The sequence below is a fragment of the Rathayibacter sp. VKM Ac-2926 genome (assembly GCF_022815565.1).
GTDB lineage: Bacteria > Actinomycetota > Actinomycetes > Actinomycetales > Microbacteriaceae > Rathayibacter > Rathayibacter festucae.
In genome coordinates this window covers 101,241-123,023 of the sequence record NZ_JALGRS010000001.1, presented here as the reverse complement: position 1 = coordinate 123,023, position 21,783 = coordinate 101,241, and the positions used below count along the sequence as shown (strand labels likewise).

Below are 21,783 nucleotides of genomic sequence, written 5' to 3'. Positions count from 1 at the left end.
CACTCGAGAAGAGCGCACCACCCCCACCGGCCCCGACGGGGCCATGTCGCACCGCCAGGTGCTCGAATCCCTCAGCGGACTGCTGCTGGGCATGTTCGTCTCGATCCTCGCGGGCACGGTCGTGTCGACCTCGCTGCCGCTGATCATCTCCGACCTCAAGGGCGACCAGAACGCCTACACCTGGGTCGTCACCGCGACGCTGCTCGCGACCACCGTCTCCACCCCGCTCTGGGGCAAGTTCGCCGACCTCTTCAACCGCAAGCTGCTGATCCAGCTCGCGCTCGCGATCTTCGTGATCGGCTCGGCCGCGGCCGGCTTCTCGCAGGACACGAACATGCTCATCGTGTTCCGCGTCTTCCAGGGCCTCGGCGCCGGCGGACTCGCCGCGCTGAGCCAGATCATCATGGCCGACATCATCAGCCCCCGGGAGCGCGGCAAGTACGCCGGCCTCTTCGGCGGCGTGATGGCCATCGGCACCGTCGGCGGCCCGCTGCTCGGCGGCGTCGTCACCGACGCGTTCGGCTGGCGCTGGAACTTCTTCATCGCGCTGCCCGTCGCGATCATCGCGATCATCCTGCTCCAGGTGACGCTGCGCCTCCCCGCGCACCCCAAGCGCACCGTCAAGATCGACTACCTCGGCGCGGTCCTCATCGCCGGCGGCGTCTCGCTGCTGCTGATCTGGGTCTCGCTGGCCGGCAAGAACTTCGACTGGGCTTCCTGGGAGACCGCGGTCATGGTCGGCGGCTCCGTCGTGCTGCTGGTCGCCGCGGTGATCACCGAGCTCACCGTCGCCGAGCCGATCATCCCGATGGGGATGTTCAAGAACCGCACCTTCAGCCTCGCCGTCGTGGCGAGCATCTCGGTCGGCGTCTCGCTCTTCGGCACCGCCGTCTTCCTCGCGCAGTACATGCAGCTCGCCCGCGGCGCCACGCCCACCCAGTCGGGTCTGCTGACGATCCCGCTGATGGCGGGACTGCTGATCGCCTCGACGATCTTCGGCGGGATCATCTCGCGCACAGGCAAGTGGAAGGCGATCATGATCACCGGGGCGTCGTTCTCGGTGCTCGGCACGGCGCTGCTCAGCCAGCTCCGCTACGACACGAGCTTCGTGTACGTCGGCCTCTCGATGGCGATCCTCGGCGCGGGCCTGGGCATGCTGATGCAGAACCTGGTGCTCGTGGTGCAGAACTCGATCGAGGTGAAGAACCTCGGCGTCGCGACCAGCGCCGTCACGTTCTTCCGCAGCCTCGGCGGCACCATCGGCGTCTCGGTGCTCGGCTCGATCCTCGGCACCGTCATCGCCGACCGCACCGCGAGCGGCATCGCGGGACTCGCTCCGGCCGACCAGGCCGCCGCCGCCGCGTCGCTCGGCAGCGGCACCATCCCGCAGGTGTCGACCCTGCCCGACGCCGTGCGCCTCGTGGTCGAGGGCGCCTACGGCATCGGCATCGGCGACGTCTTCCTCTTCAGCATCCCGCTGGCCGTCATCACCCTGATCGCGGTCACGCTGCTGCCGAACGTCGACCTCGGCACCAAGAACGCGGTGCAGCTGAAGGCGGCGCCCTCGGGCGTCGTCGCCGGCGCGGAGGACGCGCGGATCGCCGCTTCCGACGGCCAGGCCGCGCTGCGTCCGGTCGGGCAGAGCGTCCGGAGCGACAACGCGGTGCACGCGGAGGAGCGCACCCACGTCGACCGCGTCACCGTCGACCGCGCTCGCGACGACAGCGGACACGGCCGCCACGCCGCGCCCGTCGCCCACGCCCGGCACGCCGCCACCGGCGCGATCGACGTGGCCGAGCGCCCCTGATGACCGCCGCACCGGCCGTCCCGACCGCTGCCCCGGCGAGCGCGCTGCTCCAGGTCGAGGAGCAGATCACCGCGCTCGCCGTGCAGGTCCGGACGGCCGTGCGCGACGCGGCGGCGAGCATCGACCCCGGGCTGCCGCCGTTCGGGCTGCGGTTGCTCCGGATGCTGGAGCGCTGCGGTCCCGTGCACTCGAGCGTCGCGGCCGAGCGCCTCGGCGTCGACCGCAGCGTGATCAGCCGGCAGATCCGCCAGCTCTGCGCGCTGGAGCTGGTGGAGACCGCCGCCGATCCGGCCGACGGCCGCGCCCGCTTCCTCACGCTGACCGCGGCCGGCCGCGAGCGGATGGGCGACCTGGGCGGGCAGCAGCGCCAGCGGATGCAGGAGGCGCTGAGCAGCTGGCCCGAGGCCGACCTGCTCGCCTTCGCCGGCTACCTCGAGCGGCTCACGACCGCGGACTGACCCCGGTCGGCCCGCTGGCCGGCGACCCCACCAGCGCCGCCACGTGCACGACGAAGGCGCGGCGGCGCTCGCGGGTGCCGTCGCCCCCGCGCTGCGCGAACGGCGTCAGGTGCCAGATCTCGCAGAGCCCGAGCAGGGCGATGAAGAGGTCCTCCGCCGACCAGCTCGCGTCGACGATCCCGGCCTGCTGCCACTCGAGCACGCGGGCCTCCGGCGCGGGGCGGCTGCCGAGGCGCTCGCCCGCCTCCTCCCAGACGCCGCCGCCCTCGAGGCGCGCCCAGGTGAGCAGGCGGAGGAACTCGGGGCGGTCCCAGACGTGGTCGAACATCCGGCCGGCGAGGTCCGGCAGGTCGGCCGCCTCGGCGAGCAGCGTCGCGTCGAGCGCCTCCAGGGCGCCGACCACGGTCGAGACGAACAGGCCGCGCTTGCCGCCGTAGTAGGCGTACAGCCGCTCCTTGTTGAGGCCGGCCGCCGCGGCGACCCGGTCGACGCGGGCGCCGGCGAACCCGTGCTCGGCGAACTCGGCCGTCGCGGCGCGGAGGATGCGCTCGCGGGCGGGGACCGCCGCATCGTGCTCGATCTTCTTCTCGCTCACGCTTACACCTCCGGGCGCTCGAACTGTACACTCGTCGATGCCCAACCAACCAGTTGGGGTGGTTCAGCCCCAGAGACGCGGCTCGGATCCGGACCCGCCGGTCCCGCTCCCTCCGCTTCGAAAGGCTCAGCAATGCCCGCGCCCTCCTCCTCCCGCCGCTGGTGGGTCCTCGTGATCCTCGCGATGACCCAGCTCGTCGTCGTCCTCGACGGCACGATCGTCACCATCGCCCTGCCCGCCGCGCAGGCCGACCTCGGCCTCACCGACGTCGAGCGCCAGTGGGTCGTCACCGCCTACGCGCTCGCCTTCGGCGCCCTCCTCCTGCTCGGCGGCCGCATCGCCGACTACACCGGTCGCAAGCGCACCTACCTCATCGGCATGGTCGGCTTCGGCGCGGCCTCGGCCTGGGGCGGCGTCGCCTCCTCCGGCACCGAGCTGATCGCCGCCCGCGGTCTGCAGGGCGCCTTCGCCGCGCTGCTCGCCCCGGCCGCCCTCGCGCTGCTCACCGTCTCCTTCCCCGGCGGGCGCGAGCGCAACACCGCCTTCGCCGTCTTCGGCGCGGTCGCCGGGGCGGGCGCCGCGGTCGGCCTCGTCCTCGGCGGTCTGCTCACCGAGTTCGCCGACTGGCGCTGGTGCCTCCTGGTCAACGTCCCCGTCGTGCTGATCGGCGTCGTCGCCGGCGCCCTGCTGGTGACCGAGAGCCGCGCCGAGGGCCGCAACCGCTTCGACATCGCCGGCACGATCACCGTCGCGCTCGGCCTCGCGAGCCTCGTCTACGGCTTCACGCTCGCCGAGCAGGGCTGGCTCCGCGTCGACACCCTCGGCTTCCTGCTCGCCGGTGTCCTGCTGCTCGCGGTCTTCGTCCGCATCCAGGCCCGCTCCGACCACCCCCTGCTCCCGCTGCGCATCGTCACCGACCGCATCCGCGGCGGCGCGTTCCTGATCCAGGCGATCGTCGGCAGCGTCATGATCGGCTCGACCCTCTACCTGACGCTGCACCTGCAGCTCGTGCTCGGCCTCGCGCCGCTCGAGTCCGGCCTCGCCAATCTCCCGATGACCGTCACGATCATGATCGTCGCGGGCATCGCCACCAAGCTGCTGCCGACCGTCGGCCCGCGCCTGCTGATGATCGTCGGCCCGCTGATCGCGGCCGCCGGCCTGCTCTACCTCAGCCGCATCACCGCGGACGGCTCCTACCTCGTGCAGGTGCTGCCCGGCCTGATCCTGCTCGGCGTCGGCATGGCGATGATCTTCGTGCCGGTTCAGAACGTGGCGCTGACCGGGATCGCCGGCCACGACGCCGGTGCCGCCGGCGCGACCGCCAACGCCGCGATGCAGATCGGCGGCTCGATCGGCCTCTCCGTCTTCACCACGCTCTACGCGGGAGTGGCGGGGGAGCAGTCCTCGCCGGTCGCCTTCGTCGACGGCTACTCCGCGGTGTTCGTCGCGGCGGCCGTCGGCCTGGTGCTCGCCGCGGTCATCGCGTTCACGATGATCCGGATCAAGAAGGAGCAGTTCCTCGCGCAGGCACCGCGGGAGGCCGTCGCGCACCTCGGCTGATTAGGCTGGAGAGGACATGCGCGCCCTCACCGACCAGCAGATCCGCGACTCCTTCGTGAACGCCTCACGCAAGGAGGTCGCGGATCTCTCGCTCCCCGCCGGCTTCGACGACCTCGACTGGGAGTCGTTCGACCATCTCGGCTGGCGCGACAGGAAGATCGGGCGCCGCGCCTACGTCGTCGTGCCGCTCGAGGACCGGCTGGTGGGCGTCCTGCTCCGCCAGGCCGACGCGAACCCGCGCTCGCGGGCGCAGTGCTCCTGGTGCCGCGACATCCGCCTGCCCAACGACGTGGTCTTCTTCGGCGCGAAGAAGGCCGGCCCGGCCGGGCGCGCGGGCGACACCCTCGGCACGCTGGTCTGCGCGGACTTCCAGTGCTCGGCCAACGTCCGCACCCGGCCCTCGGTCGCCTACGTCGGCTTCGACGTCGAGGCGGCGAAGGCCGAGCGGATCGCGACCCTGCGCGTGAAGACGACCGGCTTCGTCCGCGAGGTGCTCGGCGAGAGCTGAGCCGCCCCGCGGTCTCAGTGCCGCCGTCTCAGCGCCGCGTCGAGGCGCGGACGTGCATCCGCTCGCCCTGGCGCCCGAACAGGCTGAGGAACTCGACCTGCTGCTCGTCGGCCCGGCCGAACCAGTGCGGCACCCGGGTGTCGAACTCCGCGGCCTCGCCCGCCGGCAGGACGATGTCGTGCTCGCCGAGCCGCAGCCGGAGCCGCCCGCTCAGGACGTAGAGCCACTCGAAGCCCTCGTGGGTGCGCTGCTGCTCCGGCGCGGGGACCGGACCGGCGGGGATCGTGGTCTTGAAGGCCTGCAGGGCGCCGGCGTCGCGGCTGAGCGGCTGGATCCGCATCCCGTGCCGGGTGAACGGCCGGCCGTGCACGCGCGGGTCCTCGGGCGCGGCGCCGACCAGCTCGTCGAGCGGCGTGCCGAGCGCGCGGGCGATCGGGAGCAGCAGTTCGAGCGTCGCGCGCCGGCCGCCGCTCTCCAGCCGCGAGAGCGTGCTCGCCGAGATGCCGGTCTCCGCGGCGAGCGAGGCGATCGTGCGGTCGCGGCGCAGGCGGAGGCGCTTCAGCCGCGGTCCGACGGCGGCGACGATCTCGTCGTCGGAGGGGGAGTCGTGCTCGGGGTGCATGCCCCGATCCTGGCACGCGGGCCGCGCGGTCGTGCCGGAACGGCACGGATCCTCGACGGACCGCGGCCGCCACCGGATGCTCGGGACATGACCGCTTCAGACCTCCCCGACGTCCTCATCGCCGGCGCCTCCTTCGCCGGACTCGCCGCCGCCACCGCCCTCGGCCGCAGCCTCCGCGACGTGCTCGTCGTCGACGGCGGGCCGCCCCGCAACGCGCCCTCGCCCGGCGCCCACAACGTGCTCACCCGCGACGGCACCGCGCCCGTCGAGCTCGCCCGCCTCGCCCGGATCGAGGCCGAGGGCTACGGAGTGCGCGTCGTCCCGGGGCGGATCGTCTCCGCCTCGGCCGCCGACGGCGGCGTCACCGCGACCCTCGCCGACGGCACCGTGCTCCGCGCCCGCCGCCTGCTGCTCGCCAGCGGCTCCACCGACCGGCTGCCCGGGATCCCGGGGCTCGCCGAGCGCTGGGGCCGCGACGTGCTGCACTGCCCGTACTGCCACGGTTTCGAGGTGCGCGGGCGCCGGATCGCCGTGCTCGGCAGCGGCTTCTCGGGCCACCAGGCGCAGATGTTCCGCCAGCTCAGCGACCGGGTGTCGATCCTCACCAACGGCGTCTTCGCGCCGGGAGCGGAGGAGGCCGAGGGACTCGCCGCCCGCGGCATCGAGCTGATCGACGGCGCCGTCACCGAGGTCCTCGTCGAGGACGACCGCCTGGTCGGCGTCGTCGTCGACGGCCGCCGGCTCGAGCTCGACGCGCTGGTCGTCGGCCCCCGCGTCGAGGGCAACCTGCCCGACGGCCTCGGCCTCGAGCTCGTCGACCACCCCTCCGGCGCCGCCCGGCACATCACCGTCGACCCGATGGGCCGCACCACCGCGCCGCGGGTCTTCGCCGCCGGCTCGCTGGTCGAGCCGATGTCGCAGGTGATGGCGGCCGCCGCCGACGGCCTGCGCGTCGCCGCCGCGATCAACTACGACCTCATCGAGGAGGAGATCGCCGCCGCGGTCCGCGCCACGAGGGGCTGACCGGCGCTCGGGGTCGTCGGCCGGTGAATACTGGACCGATGACCCCGCCGCGCCCCCTCGAGCAGTCCTCCAAGCTCCGCAACGTCCTCTACGAGATCCGCGGCAAGGCGCTCGTGGAGGCGTCGCGGCTGGAGAGCGAGGGGCACCGCATCCTCAAGCTGAACACCGGCAACCCGGCGGGCTTCGACTTCGAGGCGCCGCACCAGATCGTCCGCGACATGATCGCCGCGATGCCCAGCGCGCACGGCTACAGCGACAGCCGCGGGATCCTCTCGGCCCGCCTCGCGGTGACCTACCGCTACGAGGAGGTCCCCGGCTTCCCGCCGGTGGACCCCGAGTGGGTGTTCCTCGGCAACGGGGTGTCCGAGCTGATCACGATGACGCTGCAGGCGCTGCTCGACGACGGCGACGAGGTGCTCATTCCGGCGCCCGACTACCCGCTCTGGACGGCGATGACGAGCCTCGCGGGCGGCACCGCGGTGCACTACCGCTGCGCGGAGGACGACGGCTGGCAGCCCGACCTCGAGGACATCCGCTCGAAGATCACCGCGCGCACGAAGGCGATCGTCGTCATCAACCCCAACAACCCGACCGGCGCCGTCTACACCCGCGAGGTGCTCGAGGGGATCGTCGCGCTCGCCGAGGAGCACTCGCTGCTGCTGCTCGCCGACGAGATCTACGACCGGATCCTCTACGACGACGCCCAGCACATCCCGCTGGCGTCGCTCGCGCCGGACCAGCTCTGCCTCACCTTCAACGGCCTCTCCAAGACCTACCGCGTCGCGGGCTACCGCTCCGGCTGGCTCGCGATCACCGGGCCGCGCGAGCACGCCGCGGGGTTCCTCGAGGGGATCACCCTGCTCGCCTCGACCCGGCTCTGCCCCAACGTGCCGGGGCAGTACGCGGTGCAGGCGGCGCTCTCGGGCGTGCAGTCGATCGAGGCGCTGATCGCGCCGGGCGGGCGGCTGCGGCGCCAGCGCGACGCCGCGTGGAAGGGGCTGCAGGCGATCCCCGGCGTCTCCTGCGAGCTGCCGATGGGCGCGCTCTACGCGTTCCCGCGGCTCGATCCGGAGGTGCACGAGATCCGCGACGACGGGCGGCTCGTCTACGACCTGCTGCTCGCCGAGCACATCCTGCTGGTGCCCGGCACCGGCTTCAACTGGCCGACGCCCGATCACCTGCGCATCGTCACGCTGCCGGAGGAGCGGGTCATCTCCGAGGCGATCGAGCGGCTGGGGAACTTCCTGTCGTCGTACGTGCAGTAGCCGCTCAGACCCTGCGGTACTCCAGCTCCGGCCGCCCCGGCGAGCCGTAGCGCGGGGCGCGCTCGGCGACGCCCGAATCGGCGAGGTGCTCGAGGTAGCGCCGCGCGGTGACCCGCGAGACGTCGAGCCGGGCGGCGAGCTCCCCGGCGGACAGGCCGACCGGGCCGAGCAGCGCGGTGACCGCGTCGAGTGTCTCGGCGGAGAGCCCCTTCGCCAGCCCCGGAGCGTTGGACGTCCGCAGCGCGGCGAAGGCGCCGTCGACCTCGTGCTGGCTCGCGACGTCGGCACCGTGCATCCGCTCGCGGTACTGGCGGTAGCTGGCGAGCTTCGCCGCGAAGACGCTGAAGACGAACGGCTTGATCAGGTACTGCACGATCCCGGCGGCGACGGAGGCGCGCACCACGGCGGCGTCGCGCACGGCGGTGATCGCGATCACGTCGACGTCCAGGCCCGCGGTGCGCACGGCACGGCAGAGGTCGAGCCCGCCCATGTCGGGCAGGTTCATGTCGAGCAGGATCAGCGCGATCGCGGGATCGGCGCGCAGGGCCCGGATCGCCTCCGCGCCGCTGCCGGCCACCGCCGCGACCTCGAAACCCTCGACGCGCCGGACGTAGTCGGCGTGCGCGCTCGCGGTCAGCGGCTCGTCCTCGACGACGAGGACGCGGATCGGCGCGGCGGTCACCGGGTCGCCCCGGCCGGGTCCCGCAGCGGCAGCTGCACCGTGAACACCGCGCCGACGTGCCGGGTCACCTCGATGCTCCCGCCGAGCCGCTGCACCACCTGCCGCACCAGCGCGAGGCCGATGCCGCGGCCGAACGCGTCCGACTCCTTCGTCGAGTAGCCGCGCGCGAAGACGTCGGCCGCCTCGGCGACGCCGGGTCCGCTGTCGGAGACCTGCAGCACCAGCTCGGCTCCCTCGGCACCTGCGTCCTCGGCCAGCCCGAGGTAGACCTCGACCCACGGCTCGCGGTCGGCGGCGGAGGAGGCGGCCGCGTCGAGCGCGTTGTCGATCAGGTTGCCGAGCACGGTCACCAGGTCGCCGGGCTCGAAGCCCTGCGCGCCCGGCTCGAGGTGCGTCTCGAGGTGCAGCTCGACCCCGCGCTCGCGGGCCTGAGCGGCCTTGCCGAGCAGCAGCGCGGCGATCACCGGCTCCTGCACCGAGCCGAGCACCCGGTCGGCGAGCCGCTGGCTGAGGTTCAGCTCGCCGGCCGCGAAGGCGAGCGCCTCCTCGGGTCGGCCGAGCTCGATCAGCGAGGCGATGGTGTGCAGGCGGTTGGAGAACTCGTGGGTCTGCGAGCGCAGCGCGTCCGAGAGGGTGCGCATCGACTCCAGCTCGCCGGACACCCGCTGCAGCTCGGTGCGGTCGCGGAGCGTCGTGACGGTGCCGAGCGGCCGGGCACCGGGGGAGGCGGCCGGTCGCTCGTTGACCACGAGGATCCGCTCGTGCGCCACGACCAGGCGGTCGGCGACCGGCTCGTCGGCGAGCAGCACCGCGCGCAGGGCGTCGGGGAGGTCGAGCTCGGCCACGGGCACCGGGATCGACACGCCCTCGAGCCCGAGCAGCTCGAGCGCGTGGTCGTTCGCGAGGACGAGCCGGCCGCGGTCGTCGACGAGGAGCAGCCCCTCGCGCACCGAGTGCAGCACCGACTCGTAGTAGGCGAAGACCTGGCTCATCTGCTCGGGCCCCCGGCCGCCCGTGACCCGGCGGAGGTAGCGGGCGAGCAGCCAGGAGCCGATGCCGCCGAGGGCCACCGCGCCGAGCACGCCGCCGGCCACGACCTGGAGCCGGGGGAGGAAGGAGGCGTCGACCCGGCTGAGGGTCACGCCCGCCGACACCAGCGCGACGACGGTGCCGTCGGCGCTCTCGATCGGGGCGACGGCGCGCACCGAGGGGCCGAGGGTGCCGGTGTAGGTCTCGGTGAAGGTGCGGCCCTCGATCGCCGGCGCGATGGTGCCGATGAACGGCAGGCCGATCTGCGCGCGGTCGCGGTGGGTGTAGCGGGTGCGGTCGGGGTTCATGATCGTGAGGAAGTCGACGCCGGTGTCGGCCATGATCTCCTCCGCGTAGGGCTGGAGCGAGGCGGACGGGTCCGCGCCCTGCGCCGCGTCGAGGACGAACGGGTTGTCGGCGACCGTGCGCGCGACCACCAGGCTCCGCTGGGCCGCGTCGTCGCCGGCGCGCCCGCGGGCGTCGAACGCGAGGACCAGCACCGCGATCGCGCCGATCACGAGGATGCAGATCAGCTGCACGGCGAACAGCCGCGCGGCGATGCTGCCGCGGGGGCTCGTTCCGGGCATCCGACCTCCTCGTCCGCGACCTGGACCGCGATGTCCGTGAACAGCTCGGTGTCCGTGAACAGCTCGGTGTCCGTGAACAGTATGAACGCAACATCGGCCGGGCGGACCGCGGGGGCGAGCATCGTCTCACCCCCTCCCAGCTCGACGAAGAGACAGGACACGCGCATGGCGAAGACGCCCGGCGGCCCCGACCGGCCCCGCACCGACAGGCTCAGCCCCTCCCTCACCCCCGTGAAGACCCGCCGGCGGATCGACCGCAACCACTGGCTCTACATCGCCGTGATCATCGCGGTCGTCGCCGGCGTGATCGTCGGCCTCGTCGCCCCCGCGTTCGCCGCGACGCTCGAGCCCGTCGGCAAGGCGTTCGTGGGCCTCATCAAGATGATGATCGCGCCGATCATCTTCTGCACCATCGTGATCGGCATCGGCTCGATCGCCAAGGCCGCGACGGTCGGCAAGGTCGGCGGCCTCGCGCTCGGCTACTTCATCGTGATGTCGACCTTCGCGCTGGCCATCGGCCTGGTCGTCGGCAACATCCTGCACCCGGGCGAGGGCCTCGACATCTCGAGCGCCACCTACGACACCACCGACCTCAAGGCGGAGTCGACCAGCGACTTCATCCTCGGGATCATCCCGGTCTCGCTGTTCTCCTCGCTCGTGGACGGCAGCATCCTGCAGACGCTCTTCGTCGCCCTCCTGGTCGGCTTCGCGCTGCAGAAGATGGGCGCCAAGGGCCAGCCGATCCTCGGCGCGATCAAGCAGCTGCAGGTGCTGGTCTTCCGCATCCTCTCGATGGTGCTCTGGGTCGCCCCGATCGGCGCGTTCGGCGCGATCGCCGCGGTGGTCGGCAAGACCGGCTGGGGCGCGGTCGTCGCCCTCGCCACCCTGATGATCGGCTTCTACCTCACCTGCGCGATCTTCGTGGTCGTCGTCCTCGGCCTGCTGCTGCGCCTGGTCACCGGCGTCAGCATCTTCTCGCTGATGAAGTACCTGGCCCGCGAGTACCTGCTCATCGTCGGCACCTCCTCCTCCGAGGCCGCTCTGCCCCGCCTGATCGCCAAGATGGAGCACCTGGGCGTCTCCAAGCCCGTCGTCGGCATCACCGTCCCGACCGGCTACTCCTTCAACCTCGACGGCACCGCGATCTACCTGACGATGGCCTCGCTCTTCATCGCCTCGGCGACGGGCGCCCCGATGTCGATCCCGGAGCAGATCGGGCTCCTGCTCTTCATGATGGTCGCGTCCAAGGGCGCCGCGGGCGTCACCGGCGCCGGCCTCGCCACCCTGGCCGGCGGTCTGCAGTCCTTCCGTCCCGACCTGGTCAACGGCGTCGGCGTCATCGTCGGCATCGACCGCTTCATGTCGGAGGCCCGCGCGGTCACCAACTTCACCGGCAACGCGGTCGCCACCCTCCTCGTCGGCACCTGGACCAAGCAGATCGACATGGTGCAGGTCCGCGAGGTGCTCGGCGGCCGCGCCCCCTTCGACGAGGCCACCCTCGGCGCGGACGAGCACGAGGCCCCCGCCTCGGGCACCTCGATCACCGAGGGCATCGCCTCCATCCAGGACTCGGACGAGGCCGAGCGCACCCGCGCGGAGCTGAGCGCGAAGCGCTAGCCGGAGCGGCCACATGCTGGTCGAGCAGCCGCGGAGCGGCCCCCTCCTGCTGGTCGAGTAGCCCCGCAGGGGCGTATCGAGACCCACCGTCTGCACCACGGTGGATCTCGATACGCCCGCTTCGCGGGCTACTCGATCAGCATGAGGGGGCCCGCTGCGCGGGCGGCTCAGCATGAAGGGGCCCGCTGCGCGGGCGGCTCAGCATGAAGGTGGACCCGCTGCGCGGGCGGCTCGACGGCGGGGCGCCGCACAACATCAGCTGAGAAGGGTGGGCCTCCGCTGTCAGGGGATGCCCCCTCGTCTCAGCTGATGTTGTGCGGCCACATGCTGGTCGAGCAGCCGCGGAGCGGCGTATCGAGACCCGCCGTCCTCAGCAGGGCGGTCTGCAGACTCGTCCTGCTGGCGGTGGTGGATCTCGATGCGCCCGCTTCGCGGGCTACTCGATCAGCATGAAGGGGCCCGCTGCGCGTACGTCCACATGCTGGTCGGGGAGCCCCGGAGCGGCATGAGCGGTCAGCTGCGGCGGACGCCCAGCAGTGGCAGGGTCACCGCGCAGAGGGGGCCGATCAGCAGGGCGAAGGCGAGGGTGCCGAGGCCGACGTCGCCGCCGAGGGCCCAGCCGATCAGGAGCACGGTGAGCTCGACGCCGCCGCGGGCCGCCCAGATCGGCAGCCCGAGGCGGTTGTGCAGGCCGGTCATCAGCCCGTCGCGCGGGCCGGCGCCGAGGCGGGCGCCGATGTAGATCCCGCTCGCGACGGCCAGCAGCAGCAGGCCGCCGGCGAACAGCAGTGCCTTGCCCCACCACTCCGCGGGGACGGCGAGCAGCTCGATCCCGACGCCGATCGTCGTGCCGACCACCAGCACGTTCAGCACGGTGCCGAGGCCGGGTCGCTGCCGCAGCGGGATCCAGAGCAGCAGGACGAGCAGTCCGATCACGTTGGTGAGCAGTCCGATCCCCAGTCCGGTCTGGCGGGCGACGCCGAGGGCGAAGACGGTCCACGGGTCCACGCCGATCGACGCGCGGATCATCATCGCGTCGGCGAAGCCGTAGAGCACGAGCCCGACCAGCAGCCGCGGCACGGGTCGCAGCCGCCACTGGCTCGCCGGGGGAGCGGGGACGGCGAGGGGCGCGGTGATCGTCATGCCGAGAATCCCATCGCAGGAGTGGCCTTCTTCGCGCGGTCCAATCCGGCTATCTTGGACGCATGGCTGATGTCCACTTCGGCGTACGCGCCCTGCAGACCCTCCTCGGCGACTGGCGCGAGCAGCGCGGCACCCGCCCCGCGTACCTCGCCCTCGCCGACCGCATCCGCCTGCTCAGCATCGACGGCCGCATCCCGACGGACAGCCGGCTCCCCGCCGAGCGCGAGCTGTCGGCGCGGCTCGGCGTGAGCCGCACCACCGTGGCCGCCGCCTACCGCGAGCTGCGCGACAGCGGCTACCTCGTCAGCGTCCGCGGCTCCGGCAGCGCGACCCGCCTCCCCGGCGCCGCGGTGCACGCCGTGCCGACCCTCGCGCCCGACTTCGTCGACTTCACCAAGGCGGCGCTGCCCGCGGTGCCCGAGCTCGCCGAGGCCTACGCCCGTGCCGCGCGCCTCGCGCCGGAGTACTTCGAGGACGGCTCCTACGACACCGTCGGCCTGCCGCTGCTGCGCCGCGCGATCGCCGAGCGCTACACCCGCCGCGGCCTGCGCACGGAGCCCGGCCAGATCATGGTGACGATCGGCGCTCAGCACGCGATCGCGCTCGTCGCGCGCACCCTGCTCGCCCGCGGCGACCGCGCCCTGATCGAGGCGCCGACCTACCCGCACGCCTACGAGGCGCTCCGGCTCGCCGGCGCCCGGCTGGTGCCGGTCAACGTGGACGGCGCCGACGGCTGGGACGGCGAGGGCCTGATCGCGGCGATCCGCGGCACCAGCCCGACGCTCGCCTACCTGATGCCCGACTTCCACAACCCGACCGGCCGCTCGATGGCCGTCGACCTGCGCGAGCGCGCGATCGCGGCCGCCGCGCGCCAGGGCACGCTGATCATCGCAGACGAGACCACCGCCGAGCTCGACATCGACCGGCGGATGTCGCCGCTGCCGTTCGCGTCCTACGGTCCCGAGGGCACGGTGATCTCGATCGGCTCGGTCGGCAAGACGCTCTGGGGCGGCATCCGGATCGGCTGGATCCGCGCCGAGCGGAGCGTCATCCGCAAGCTCGTCGCCGCGCGCTCGGCCGGCGACCTCGGCAGCCCGATCGTCGAGCAGCTCCTGGTCGCCGACATGCTCGGCCGGATGGACGGCGTGCTGGAGCTGCGCCGCGAGCAGCTGCGGGCCGGCCGCGACCACCTCGAGGCGGCGCTCGCCCGCGCGATCCCGGAGTGGAGCGTGCCGCGGGTCTCCGGCGGCCTCTCCACCTGGGTCGGCCTCGGCCGCCCGGCCAGCTCGCAGCTGGCGCTCGCTGCCCGCACCTCGGGCCTGCTGATCACCGCCGGCCCGCGCTTCGGGATCGACGGCGCCTTCGAGCGCTTCCTGCGCATCCCGATCGGCTACTCGCCGGAGATCACCGATCGGGCCGTGGACGCGCTCGCCGTCGCCTGGAGCCAAGTCGCGCGCCACCCGGCGGCCGACACCGGCTACCTCGCCGACGTCGTCTGATCCTCCAGGTCCTCCCGGAGGGGGACGAATACTCAGCCAGCTGATGGAAGACTCACGGCGTGCATCTCCTCGCGGTCCTCAGCATGAAGAACCGGGCGCTCATCGCGCTCGTCACGGTCGTCATCGCCGTCTTCGGCGGCGTCGCCCTCACCGGGCTGAAGCAGGAGCTCGCGCCGTCGATCTCCTTCCCGCAGCTGGCGGTGATCTCGAGCTACCCGGGTGCCGCTCCGGAGGTGGTCAACGACGACGTCTCGACGCCGATCGAGACCGCCATCCAGGGCGTTCCCGGGCTCGAGACGACCAGCGCGACCTCGTCCACGAACTCGTCGCTGATCTCCGCCTCCTTCGCCTACGGCACCGATCTGGCGACCGCCGAGCAGAAGATCCTGCAGGCGATCAACCGGATCAAGAGCACGCTCCCGGACGGCGTCGACCCGCAGGTGGTGACCGGCTCGTTCGACGACCTGCCGGTGCTGCAGCTCGCCGTCTCCAGCGACGGCGACGCGAAGGCGCTCGCCGACCGCCTGCGCACGAGCGTCATCCCGGACCTGGAGAAGGTGGACGGCGTCCGCGAGGTCGCGCTGGTCGGCGAGAGCGCCCAGCGCGTCACGATCACCCCGGACGACGCGGCGCTCAACGCCGCCGGCCTCTCGACCGCCGACATCCGCACCGCGCTGCAGCAGAACGGCGTGCTGGTCGCCGGCGGCGAGATCACCCAGGACGGCAGCACCTTCTCGGTGCAGTCCGGCGTCAAGCTCGACTCGACCGACGCGATCGCGGCGCTGCCGCTGATCCCGTCCGCGAGCGCCGCGGCCCTCGCTCCCACGGCGCCCGCCACCGCCCCCACCCTCGGCTCCGTCGCCACCGTCGCCGTCACCGACGCCCCGATCACCTCGATCTCGCGGGTGAACGGCCAGCCGGCGCTGACCCTCTCGATCACCAAGCTCCCCGCGGCGAACACCGTCGAGGTCTCCACCGGCGTCACGGCGCTGCTGCCGGATCTCGAGGCGTCCCTCGGCGAGAACGCGACCTTCACCTCGGTCTTCGACCAGGCCCCCTACATCCAGGACTCGATCGAGTCGCTCGCGCAGGAGGGGGCGCTCGGCCTCGTCTTCGCGGTGCTCGTGATCCTGCTGTTCCTGCTCTCGGTGCGCTCGACGCTGGTCACCGCGATCTCGATCCCGACCTCGGTCCTGATCACCTTCATCGGCCTGCAGACCGCGGGCTACACGCTCAACATCCTCACCCTGGGCGCGCTGACGATCGCGATCGGCCGCGTGGTCGACGACTCCATCGTCGTGATCGAGAACATCAAGCGGCACCTCGACGCGGGGGAGGAGCGCGCGGCGACCATCGCGGTCGCGGTGCGCGAGGTCGCGGGCGCGATCACCGCCTCGACGATCACCACGGTCGCCGTGTTCCTGCCGATCTCGTTCGTCGGCGGCACGACCGGCGAGCTGTTCCGGCCGTTCGCGCTGACGGTGTCGATCGCGCTGCTCGCCTCGCTGCTCGTCGCGCTGACGATCGTGCCGGTGCTGGCGTACTGGTTCCTCCGGCCCTCGAAGCGCCCCGGTGTCCGCGAGGCGGCCCAGGCGGCGCTCGCCGAGGAGCGCGGCGCAGCGGGCGAGACGGTGGCTGCGGTTCCCGAGGCCGAGCCCGAGCACGCCCGCCACAGCGCCCGCTCCACTCCCCGCCGCGCGGCCGGCCTGCAGCGGGTCTACGGCCCCGTGATCGCCTGGACCCTCCAGCACTCCGTCGCGACCGTCCTGCTCGCGCTGCTGGTGCTCGTCGGCACCGGCGCGCTCTACCCGCTGATGAAGACGAACTTCCTCGGCGCGAGCGGTCAGAACACCTTCACCGTCACCCAGACCGTGCCCGACGGCCAGAGCCTGGACGCGCAGGACGCGACCGCGCAGCAGGCCAGCGCGGCGATCCTCGAGGTCGGCGGCGTGCAGACCGTGCAGCTCTCGATCGGCTCGGCGGGCGGCGGGCTGCAGAGCGCGTTCGGCGGCGGAGGCGGCGGCACCTCGATCCGCTACGCCGTCACCACCGACGAGTCGGCCGACCAGGAGACCGTGCAGGCCGACGTCCGCACGGCGCTCGGCTCGGTCGCCTCGGCCGACGACATCAGCGTCGCCGCCTCGTCCGGCTTCGGCGCCTCCTCGAACATCGAGGTCGACCTCTCCACCGCCTCGCAGAGCGACCTGCAGAGCGCGAACGACGCGCTGCTCACGGCGCTGCGCGGCACCGACGGGATCAGCCAGGCCGAGAGCAACCTCTCCTCCTCGCTGCCCTACATCGCGGTGCGGGTCGACCGCGCCGCGGCCGCCGACGCCGGGCTCACCGAGGTCGCGGTCGGCACGCTGGTCAGCCAGGCGCTGCAGCCGACGCAGACGGGCAGCGTCGTGATCGACGACCGCACGCTCTCCGTCTACCTCGCCGACGCGCAGCCGCCGGCCACCCTCGACGAGCTGTCGGCCCTCGAGATCCCGACGCGCACCGGCACGGTGCCGCTCTCCTCGCTCGCCGTCGTCGAGCAGACCGACGGGCCCGCGAGCATCACCACCGAGCGCGGGCAGCGCACCGCCACCATCACGGTGACCCCGGAGGGCGACGATCTCGCCTCGGCGAACGTCGCGGTGCAGAGCGCGATCGACGACACGGAGCTGCCGGCCGGCGTCACCGCCTCGCTCGGCGGCGTCACGGCCGACCAGAGCGACGCCTTCTCGCAGCTCGGGATCGCGCTGCTGGTGGCGATCCTGATCGTCTACGTCGTGATGGTCGCCACGTTCCGCTCGCTCCTGCAGCCGCTGCTGCTGCTGGTGTCGGTGCCGTTCGCGGCGACCGGCGCGATCCTGCTGCAGGTGCTCACCGGCGTGCCGCTCGGCGTGCCCTCGCTGATCGGCGTGCTGATGCTGATCGGCATCGTGGTCACCAACGCGATCGTGCTGATCGACCTGGTGAACCAGTACCGCGAGCGGGGGATGCCCGTGCGCGAGGCGCTGCTGCACGGCACCGAGCGGCGGCTCCGGCCGATCCTGATGACGGCGCTCGCGACGATCTTCGCGCTGCTGCCGATGGCGCTCGGCATCACCGGCCACGGCGGCTTCATCTCGCAGCCGCTCGCGATCGTCGTGATCGGCGGCCTGGTGTCCTCGACGGTGCTCACGCTGGTGGTGCTGCCGGTCGTCTACAACCTGGTCGAGGGGTATCGTGAGCGGCGGCGTGCCGCCCGCGCCGGAGAGGCGTCGGCATGAGCGACACAGGATTCAGCACCCCGGCAGTGGAGACCACGGCCGCGGAGGTCGTCGCCGCGGCCCCCGAGACGATCGGCTCCCGCTGGACGAGCGGCCCGGACCGCGCCGCCCGCGCGATCGCCGAGGTCGGCCCCGAGCGCTTCGTCGCCGCGGACCACCGGCCCGGGATCATTCGACACATCGTGCTGTTCCGCTTCCGCCCGACGGCGCTCGTCGCCGAGGTGGACGGCGTGATCGCAGCGTTCCTCGCCCTCGGCGAGGAGTGCCTGCGCGACGGCCGCCCGTACATCGTCTCGATCGAGAACGGTCCGCAGCTCAGCACCGAGGGCGCGGGCGAGGGCTTCGACCGCGCGTTCCTGCTGACCTTCGCGTCCGAGGGCGACCTCAACTACTACATCGGCCGCCCGGCGGTCGACGGCCCCGGCCTGTTCGATCCCGCGCACGACGCCTTCAAGGGCCTCGTCGGCCCGCTGCTCGACACGGCCGGGGTGGTCGCCTTCGACTTCCGTCCCGAGCCGTTCGACGCCGGCGCGCTCGCGGGCTAGGCGCGGGAGCGCGCGCGATGGCGACCCCCGACTTCGTCCTCCGGCTCCGCGAGCAGGTGGGCACCGAGCTGCTCTGGCTGACCGGCGTCACCGCGGTGATCGTCCGCGAGGAGCCGGTCCGCCAGGTCCTCCTGGTCCGGCGCGCCGACACCGGCGCCTGGACCGCGGTCACCGGCATCATCGACCCCGGCGAGACGGTCGCCGGCACCGCGCGGCGCGAGGCGCTGGAGGAGGCGGGCGTCGAGATCGAGGTCGAGCGCGTCGTCTGGCTGCACACCCTGCCGCCGATGGAGTACTCCAACGGCGACCGCGCTCAGTACCTCGACCACGTGCTGCGCGCCCGCTACCTCTCGGGCGAGGCGCACGTCGCCGACGACGAGTCGAGCGAGGTCGGCTGGTTCGCGCCGGACGCGCTGCCGCCGATGAGCGCCGATCACCGCGAGCGGATCAGCCGCGCGCTGTCCGACGAGACGGCCTGCGCCTTCGACTGAGCGCGAGCGCCTTCGACTGAGCGCCGGCGCCTTCTCAGACCTGCTCCGAGACGAGCACGGCGCTCGTCCCGGGCTCGAGGGCGTCGAAGACGTGCGGCTCGTCGCCCGGGTAGGACAGGCAGTCGCCGGGCGCGAGCTCGACCGGGGCGTCGGCCGGACCGACCAGGGCGCGTCCGGTGGCGAGGATCAGGTGCTCCACGGTGCCGCGGGCGTGCGGCTCCGAGTTCCGCGCGGCTCCGGGCTCGGCGGTGAGGCGGTACACGTCGCGGCGGGCTCCCGGCGGGCAGGCGCTGAGCAGGGTGGCCGCGGAGTCCGTCGTCGCCGAGGCGCTGCGCGGGCCGTCGCCGGCGCGGATCAGCTGCACGGCGCGGCGCGGCGGCTCGACCAGGTGCGAGAACGGCACGCCGAGCGCGCCGCCGAGCGCCCAGAGCGTCTCGAGGCTCGGGTTCCCCTCGCCGGCCTCGAGCTGCGAGAGCGTCGACTTGGCGATCCCGGCGCGGCGCGCGATCTCGGAGATGCTCAGGCCGAGGCGGCCGCGCTCACGGCGCAGAGCGGAGGCGACCAGGTCGCGCGGTGAGACGGCGTCGGTCATCGCACCGAGCGCGCGAAGCAGACGCCCGAGTCGTCGCCCACGTGCGCGCCGAAGCCGTCGATCTCGGTGAAGCCGAGCGCGCGGGCGGCGGCGAGGGCCGCCTCCGCCTGGACCGGCACGCGGAAGCGGAGCGTGCGGATGCGCTGCACGCTCGCGTAGGAGAGCGCCGCGGCGACGAGCCGGCGGGCGACTCCGCTCCGCCGCGACTCCGGGGCCACCTCGAGGGCGAGCAGCTCGGCGAAGTCGTCGGGACCGGGCGTCAGCGCCAGCACGCCGATCGGCTGCTGCGCGTCGCCGTCGCGGGCGACGAGGAGCCGGGCGTGCGGTGGAAGCTCGGCGGTGAGCAGCGAGGCGAGCGCTGCCGGCTCCGGCCGCTCCAGCCGGACGACGACCCCGGCGGTCACGACGACGGCGCCGCGGCCGGCTCGGTCTGCGCAGCGGGCTCGAGCGAGAGCGTCTGCTCGGCCGGCGCGTCGAGCTGCTCGTGCAGGAAGTCGACGACGGTGCGGCGGAGCGAGTCGTCGAGCATCGCGATCGAGTGCCGGGTGCCGGGCACGAGGACGAAGTCGACGCTCGCCCCGGCCGCGTCCAGCGCCTCGGCGAAGTCCTGCGACTGGCTCAGTGCGACGCGCTCGCCGGCGGAGTGGGCGATGAGGAAGGGCGGCTCGGAGCCGTCGACGTGCGTGATCGGCGAGGCCTCCTCGGCGGCGGCGCAGCCGTCGAGGTCGGCGCAGTCGAGGTAGCCGCGGACCGCCGCGCCGACTCCGACGATCGGGTCGTCGTCCGCCAGGCCCGCCGCGGTGAGATCCGCGGGGCCGCTGAGGTCGACGACCGCGGCGAGGCGCGAGGTGCCGGCGTCGTCGGCCGTCAGTGCGTCGTCGGTGCCGAGCAGGGAGACGAGGTTGCCGCCGGCCGAGCCGCCGAACGCGGCGACCCGGGACGGATCGATCCCGAAGCGCTCGGTCTGCACCGGCTCGAGGATCCAATCGAGGGCGGCCGAGACGTCCTCGATCTGCGCGGGGAAGACGTCGGCCGGGGCGAGGCGGTAGTTCACCGAGACGGCGACGAAGCCCTCGGACGCGAGCCACTGGCAGAGCGGGCGCCAGTTGGGGTCGGCCTTGTCGCCGCGGGTCCAGCTGCCGCCGTGCACGACGAGCACCGCGGGGAGGGCGGCTCCGGCCGCCGCATCGACGGGCGAGCAGACGTCGAGCGCCTGGCCGGTCGCCTCGTCGTACACGAGGTCAGCAGTGACGGGGATGTCGTCGTACGCGGTGACCGCGGCGACGCCGGCCGCCTGCGCGATCGGCTGCGAGACGGGGGCGCTCGAGCAGCCGGCGAGGCCGACCGCGAGCAGCGTCAGGATCGCCGACGAGAGGGCGATCGGTCGCGTGGGTCGGCTGGGCTCGCGCATGGGTGAGGCGAGCATAAGGGAGAAGGCGGCGCCCGCCTAGAGCGACCCCGCGATCAGGGGGTGGACAGCGGGACCGGTGGCCGTTCGTCCGACTCCAGCGGCTCCGGTGCGACGGCACTAGGCGCCTCCGCCTGCAGCCGCACCAGCACCACGCCGACCAGGATCAGCGCCCCGCCGCCGAACTGGATCGGCGCCGGGAGCTCGCCGAGCAGGGCCCACGCGGCGACGATCGAGAACAGCACCTCGGTCAGCCCGACGAACGAGGCGATCCGGGTGCCGAGCCGCGAGCCGCCCTCGATCCCGAGCAGGTAGGCGAGCACCGTGGACATGCCGAGGATGACCACCGCGGGCAGGAACCAGGGCACGTCGTTCCCGACGAAGACGACGTCGCCGAAGGTCGCCCGCAGCGGCACGAGCCCGGTGACGCCGAGGATCAGCAGGAGCCCCGCGCCGACCGTCATCGCGCCCGCGGTGAGCGCGATCGGCGGCAGCTCCGGGTCGATCCGGCCGGCGATCACGTAGTAGACGCAGAGGCCGAGCGACGCTGTCAGCGCCCAGGCGACGCCGACGAGCTCGGGAGTGGATTCGCCCGAGAGGTCGAGCACGAGCACGAGACCGGCCAGTGCCAGCGCCGAGCCGGCGAGCGTGAAGCGCCCGGGGTGGCGGCGGGTGCGCGCCCAGGCGAAGAGGACGAGGAACACCGGAGCGAGGTACTCGATCAGGAGCGCGACGCCGACCGACATGTGCTCGATCGCGCTGTAGAAGCAGAGTTGCGCGGCGATCACGGCGAAGACGCCGTAGAGGCCGACCGTGCCGAGGTTGCGGCGCAGCACGTGCCAGCGACCGCGGAGCGACAGTGCGGCCGGGATCGCGAGGATCAGCGCCGCACCGCCGGCCCGCCAGAGCACGGCGGCGGAGGGGCTCCAGCCCGCCTCGAGCAGCGGCTTCACGAACGGCCCGCCCAGGCCGAAGGCCGCGGCGGCCGAGAGGGCCAGGACGAACCCGGAGCCGAGCTGCCGCGGTGGCGCAGTGGGAGTCACGTCAGCCTCTTTCAGGAGTCAAAGTCGTTATGCTCGTGACAGTACTGAGCGA

Annotated in this window: 20 protein-coding genes; 11 read left to right on the top strand and 9 right to left on the bottom strand. The window is 73.2% G+C overall.

Annotation, left to right across the window (positions count from 1 at the left end):
* The first annotated feature begins 43 nt into the window (after positions 1 to 43).
* Together MT351_RS00590 and MT351_RS00585 are read left to right on the top strand one after the other, a co-directional pair.
* Positions 44 to 1,807, top strand: coding sequence for an MDR family MFS transporter (locus tag MT351_RS00590; RefSeq protein ID WP_243581133.1), 1,764 nt, complete (start codon positions 44 to 46; stop codon positions 1,805 to 1,807).
* A complete protein-coding gene (locus MT351_RS00585) occupies positions 1,807 to 2,265 on the top strand; it encodes a MarR family winged helix-turn-helix transcriptional regulator (RefSeq protein ID WP_243580986.1) in 459 nt (152 codons plus the stop codon). Before MT351_RS00590 ends, MT351_RS00585 begins: the two co-directional genes overlap by 1 nt.
* On the opposite strand, the gene MT351_RS00580 is transcribed toward MT351_RS00585, so the two are convergent.
* Positions 2,249 to 2,860, bottom strand: a complete 612-nt coding sequence (locus tag MT351_RS00580; RefSeq protein ID WP_243580985.1) for a TetR family transcriptional regulator — start codon at positions 2,858 to 2,860, stop codon at positions 2,249 to 2,251. The two genes, MT351_RS00585 and MT351_RS00580, sit on opposite strands and share 17 nt — an antisense overlap.
* 132 nt (positions 2,861 to 2,992) lie before the next feature.
* On the opposite strand from MT351_RS00580, the gene MT351_RS00575 reads away from it, so the two are divergent.
* Entirely contained in the window at positions 2,993 to 4,420 is a 1,428-nt protein-coding gene (locus MT351_RS00575) for an MFS transporter (RefSeq protein WP_243580984.1), read from the top strand.
* Between the two features lie 16 nt (positions 4,421 to 4,436).
* Positions 4,437 to 4,928 carry an FBP domain-containing protein gene (locus MT351_RS00570; RefSeq protein WP_160087347.1) on the top strand — a complete coding sequence of 164 codons (492 nt, stop codon included), beginning with the start codon at positions 4,437 to 4,439 and terminating at the stop codon, positions 4,926 to 4,928.
* Positions 4,929 to 4,956: 28 nt separating this feature from the next.
* Here the strand turns inward: MT351_RS00570 and MT351_RS00565 are convergent, their stop codons facing one another.
* Positions 4,957 to 5,550: a helix-turn-helix domain-containing protein gene (locus MT351_RS00565; RefSeq protein WP_243580983.1), complete on the bottom strand. Its 594-nt coding sequence runs from the start codon at positions 5,548 to 5,550 to the stop codon at positions 4,957 to 4,959.
* A gap of 87 nt (positions 5,551 to 5,637) precedes the next feature.
* Here MT351_RS00565 and MT351_RS00560 point away from each other — a divergent pair, with 87 nt between their 5' ends.
* A complete protein-coding gene (locus tag MT351_RS00560; RefSeq protein WP_243580982.1) occupies positions 5,638 to 6,573 on the top strand; it encodes an NAD(P)/FAD-dependent oxidoreductase in 936 nt (311 codons plus the stop codon).
* Between the two features lie 38 nt (positions 6,574 to 6,611).
* Complete coding sequence (locus tag MT351_RS00555) at positions 6,612 to 7,838, top strand: pyridoxal phosphate-dependent aminotransferase (protein WP_243580981.1); 1,227 nt, start codon at positions 6,612 to 6,614, stop codon at positions 7,836 to 7,838.
* A 4-nt stretch (positions 7,839 to 7,842) separates the two neighbouring features.
* Here MT351_RS00555 and MT351_RS00550 read toward each other — a convergent pair whose 3' ends face one another.
* Together MT351_RS00550 and MT351_RS00545 are read right to left on the bottom strand one after the other, a co-directional pair.
* A complete protein-coding gene (locus MT351_RS00550) occupies positions 7,843 to 8,520 on the bottom strand; it encodes a response regulator (protein ID WP_173287141.1) in 678 nt (225 codons plus the stop codon).
* Entirely contained in the window at positions 8,517 to 10,136 is a 1,620-nt protein-coding gene (locus MT351_RS00545) for a sensor histidine kinase (RefSeq protein ID WP_243580980.1), read from the bottom strand. Before MT351_RS00545 ends, MT351_RS00550 begins: the two co-directional genes overlap by 4 nt.
* Positions 10,137 to 10,301: 165 nt before the next feature.
* On the opposite strand from MT351_RS00545, the gene MT351_RS00540 reads away from it, so the two are divergent.
* Entirely contained in the window at positions 10,302 to 11,753 is a 1,452-nt protein-coding gene (locus MT351_RS00540; protein WP_123734922.1) for a cation:dicarboxylate symporter family transporter, read from the top strand.
* A gap of 513 nt (positions 11,754 to 12,266) precedes the next feature.
* On the opposite strand, the gene MT351_RS00535 is transcribed toward MT351_RS00540, so the two are convergent.
* Positions 12,267 to 12,896, bottom strand: a complete 630-nt coding sequence (locus MT351_RS00535) for a YitT family protein (protein ID WP_308197687.1) — start codon at positions 12,894 to 12,896, stop codon at positions 12,267 to 12,269.
* 62 nt (positions 12,897 to 12,958) lie between these two features.
* On the opposite strand from MT351_RS00535, the gene MT351_RS00530 reads away from it, so the two are divergent.
* The 4 genes from MT351_RS00530 to MT351_RS00515 are packed head-to-tail and all read left to right on the top strand — an operon-like array spanning position 12,959 to position 18,688.
* On the top strand, positions 12,959 to 14,395 hold the full coding sequence (locus tag MT351_RS00530; RefSeq protein ID WP_123734923.1) for a PLP-dependent aminotransferase family protein: 1,437 nt from the start codon (positions 12,959 to 12,961) through the stop codon (positions 14,393 to 14,395).
* 59 nt (positions 14,396 to 14,454) lie between these two features.
* Entirely contained in the window at positions 14,455 to 17,652 is a 3,198-nt protein-coding gene (locus MT351_RS00525) for an efflux RND transporter permease subunit (protein WP_123734924.1), read from the top strand.
* Positions 17,649 to 18,197 (top strand): Dabb family protein, encoded by a 549-nt coding sequence (locus MT351_RS00520; protein ID WP_123734925.1) that lies wholly within the window; start codon positions 17,649 to 17,651, stop codon positions 18,195 to 18,197. The genes MT351_RS00525 and MT351_RS00520 overlap by 4 nt, the downstream gene beginning before the upstream one ends.
* A 17-nt stretch (positions 18,198 to 18,214) precedes the next feature.
* Positions 18,215 to 18,688 carry an NUDIX domain-containing protein gene (locus tag MT351_RS00515; protein ID WP_123734926.1) on the top strand — a complete coding sequence of 158 codons (474 nt, stop codon included), beginning with the start codon at positions 18,215 to 18,217 and terminating at the stop codon, positions 18,686 to 18,688.
* 34 nt (positions 18,689 to 18,722) lie between these two features.
* On the opposite strand, the gene MT351_RS00510 is transcribed toward MT351_RS00515, so the two are convergent.
* Genes MT351_RS00510 through MT351_RS00495 form a run of 4 tightly spaced genes read right to left on the bottom strand, consistent with a single transcriptional unit; the run spans position 18,723 to position 21,731 of the window.
* Positions 18,723 to 19,280 (bottom strand): helix-turn-helix domain-containing protein, encoded by a 558-nt coding sequence (locus MT351_RS00510; protein WP_123734927.1) that lies wholly within the window; start codon positions 19,278 to 19,280, stop codon positions 18,723 to 18,725.
* Complete coding sequence (locus tag MT351_RS00505) at positions 19,277 to 19,684, bottom strand: GNAT family N-acetyltransferase (protein WP_123734928.1); 408 nt, start codon at positions 19,682 to 19,684, stop codon at positions 19,277 to 19,279. Before MT351_RS00505 ends, MT351_RS00510 begins: the two co-directional genes overlap by 4 nt.
* Complete coding sequence (locus MT351_RS00500) at positions 19,681 to 20,691, bottom strand: alpha/beta hydrolase (protein WP_243580979.1); 1,011 nt, start codon at positions 20,689 to 20,691, stop codon at positions 19,681 to 19,683. The genes MT351_RS00505 and MT351_RS00500 overlap by 4 nt, the downstream gene beginning before the upstream one ends.
* 53 nt (positions 20,692 to 20,744) lie before the next feature.
* Positions 20,745 to 21,731 (bottom strand): DMT family transporter, encoded by a 987-nt coding sequence (locus tag MT351_RS00495; protein ID WP_123734930.1) that lies wholly within the window; start codon positions 21,729 to 21,731, stop codon positions 20,745 to 20,747.
* Between the last annotated feature and the right edge of the window lie 52 nt (positions 21,732 to 21,783).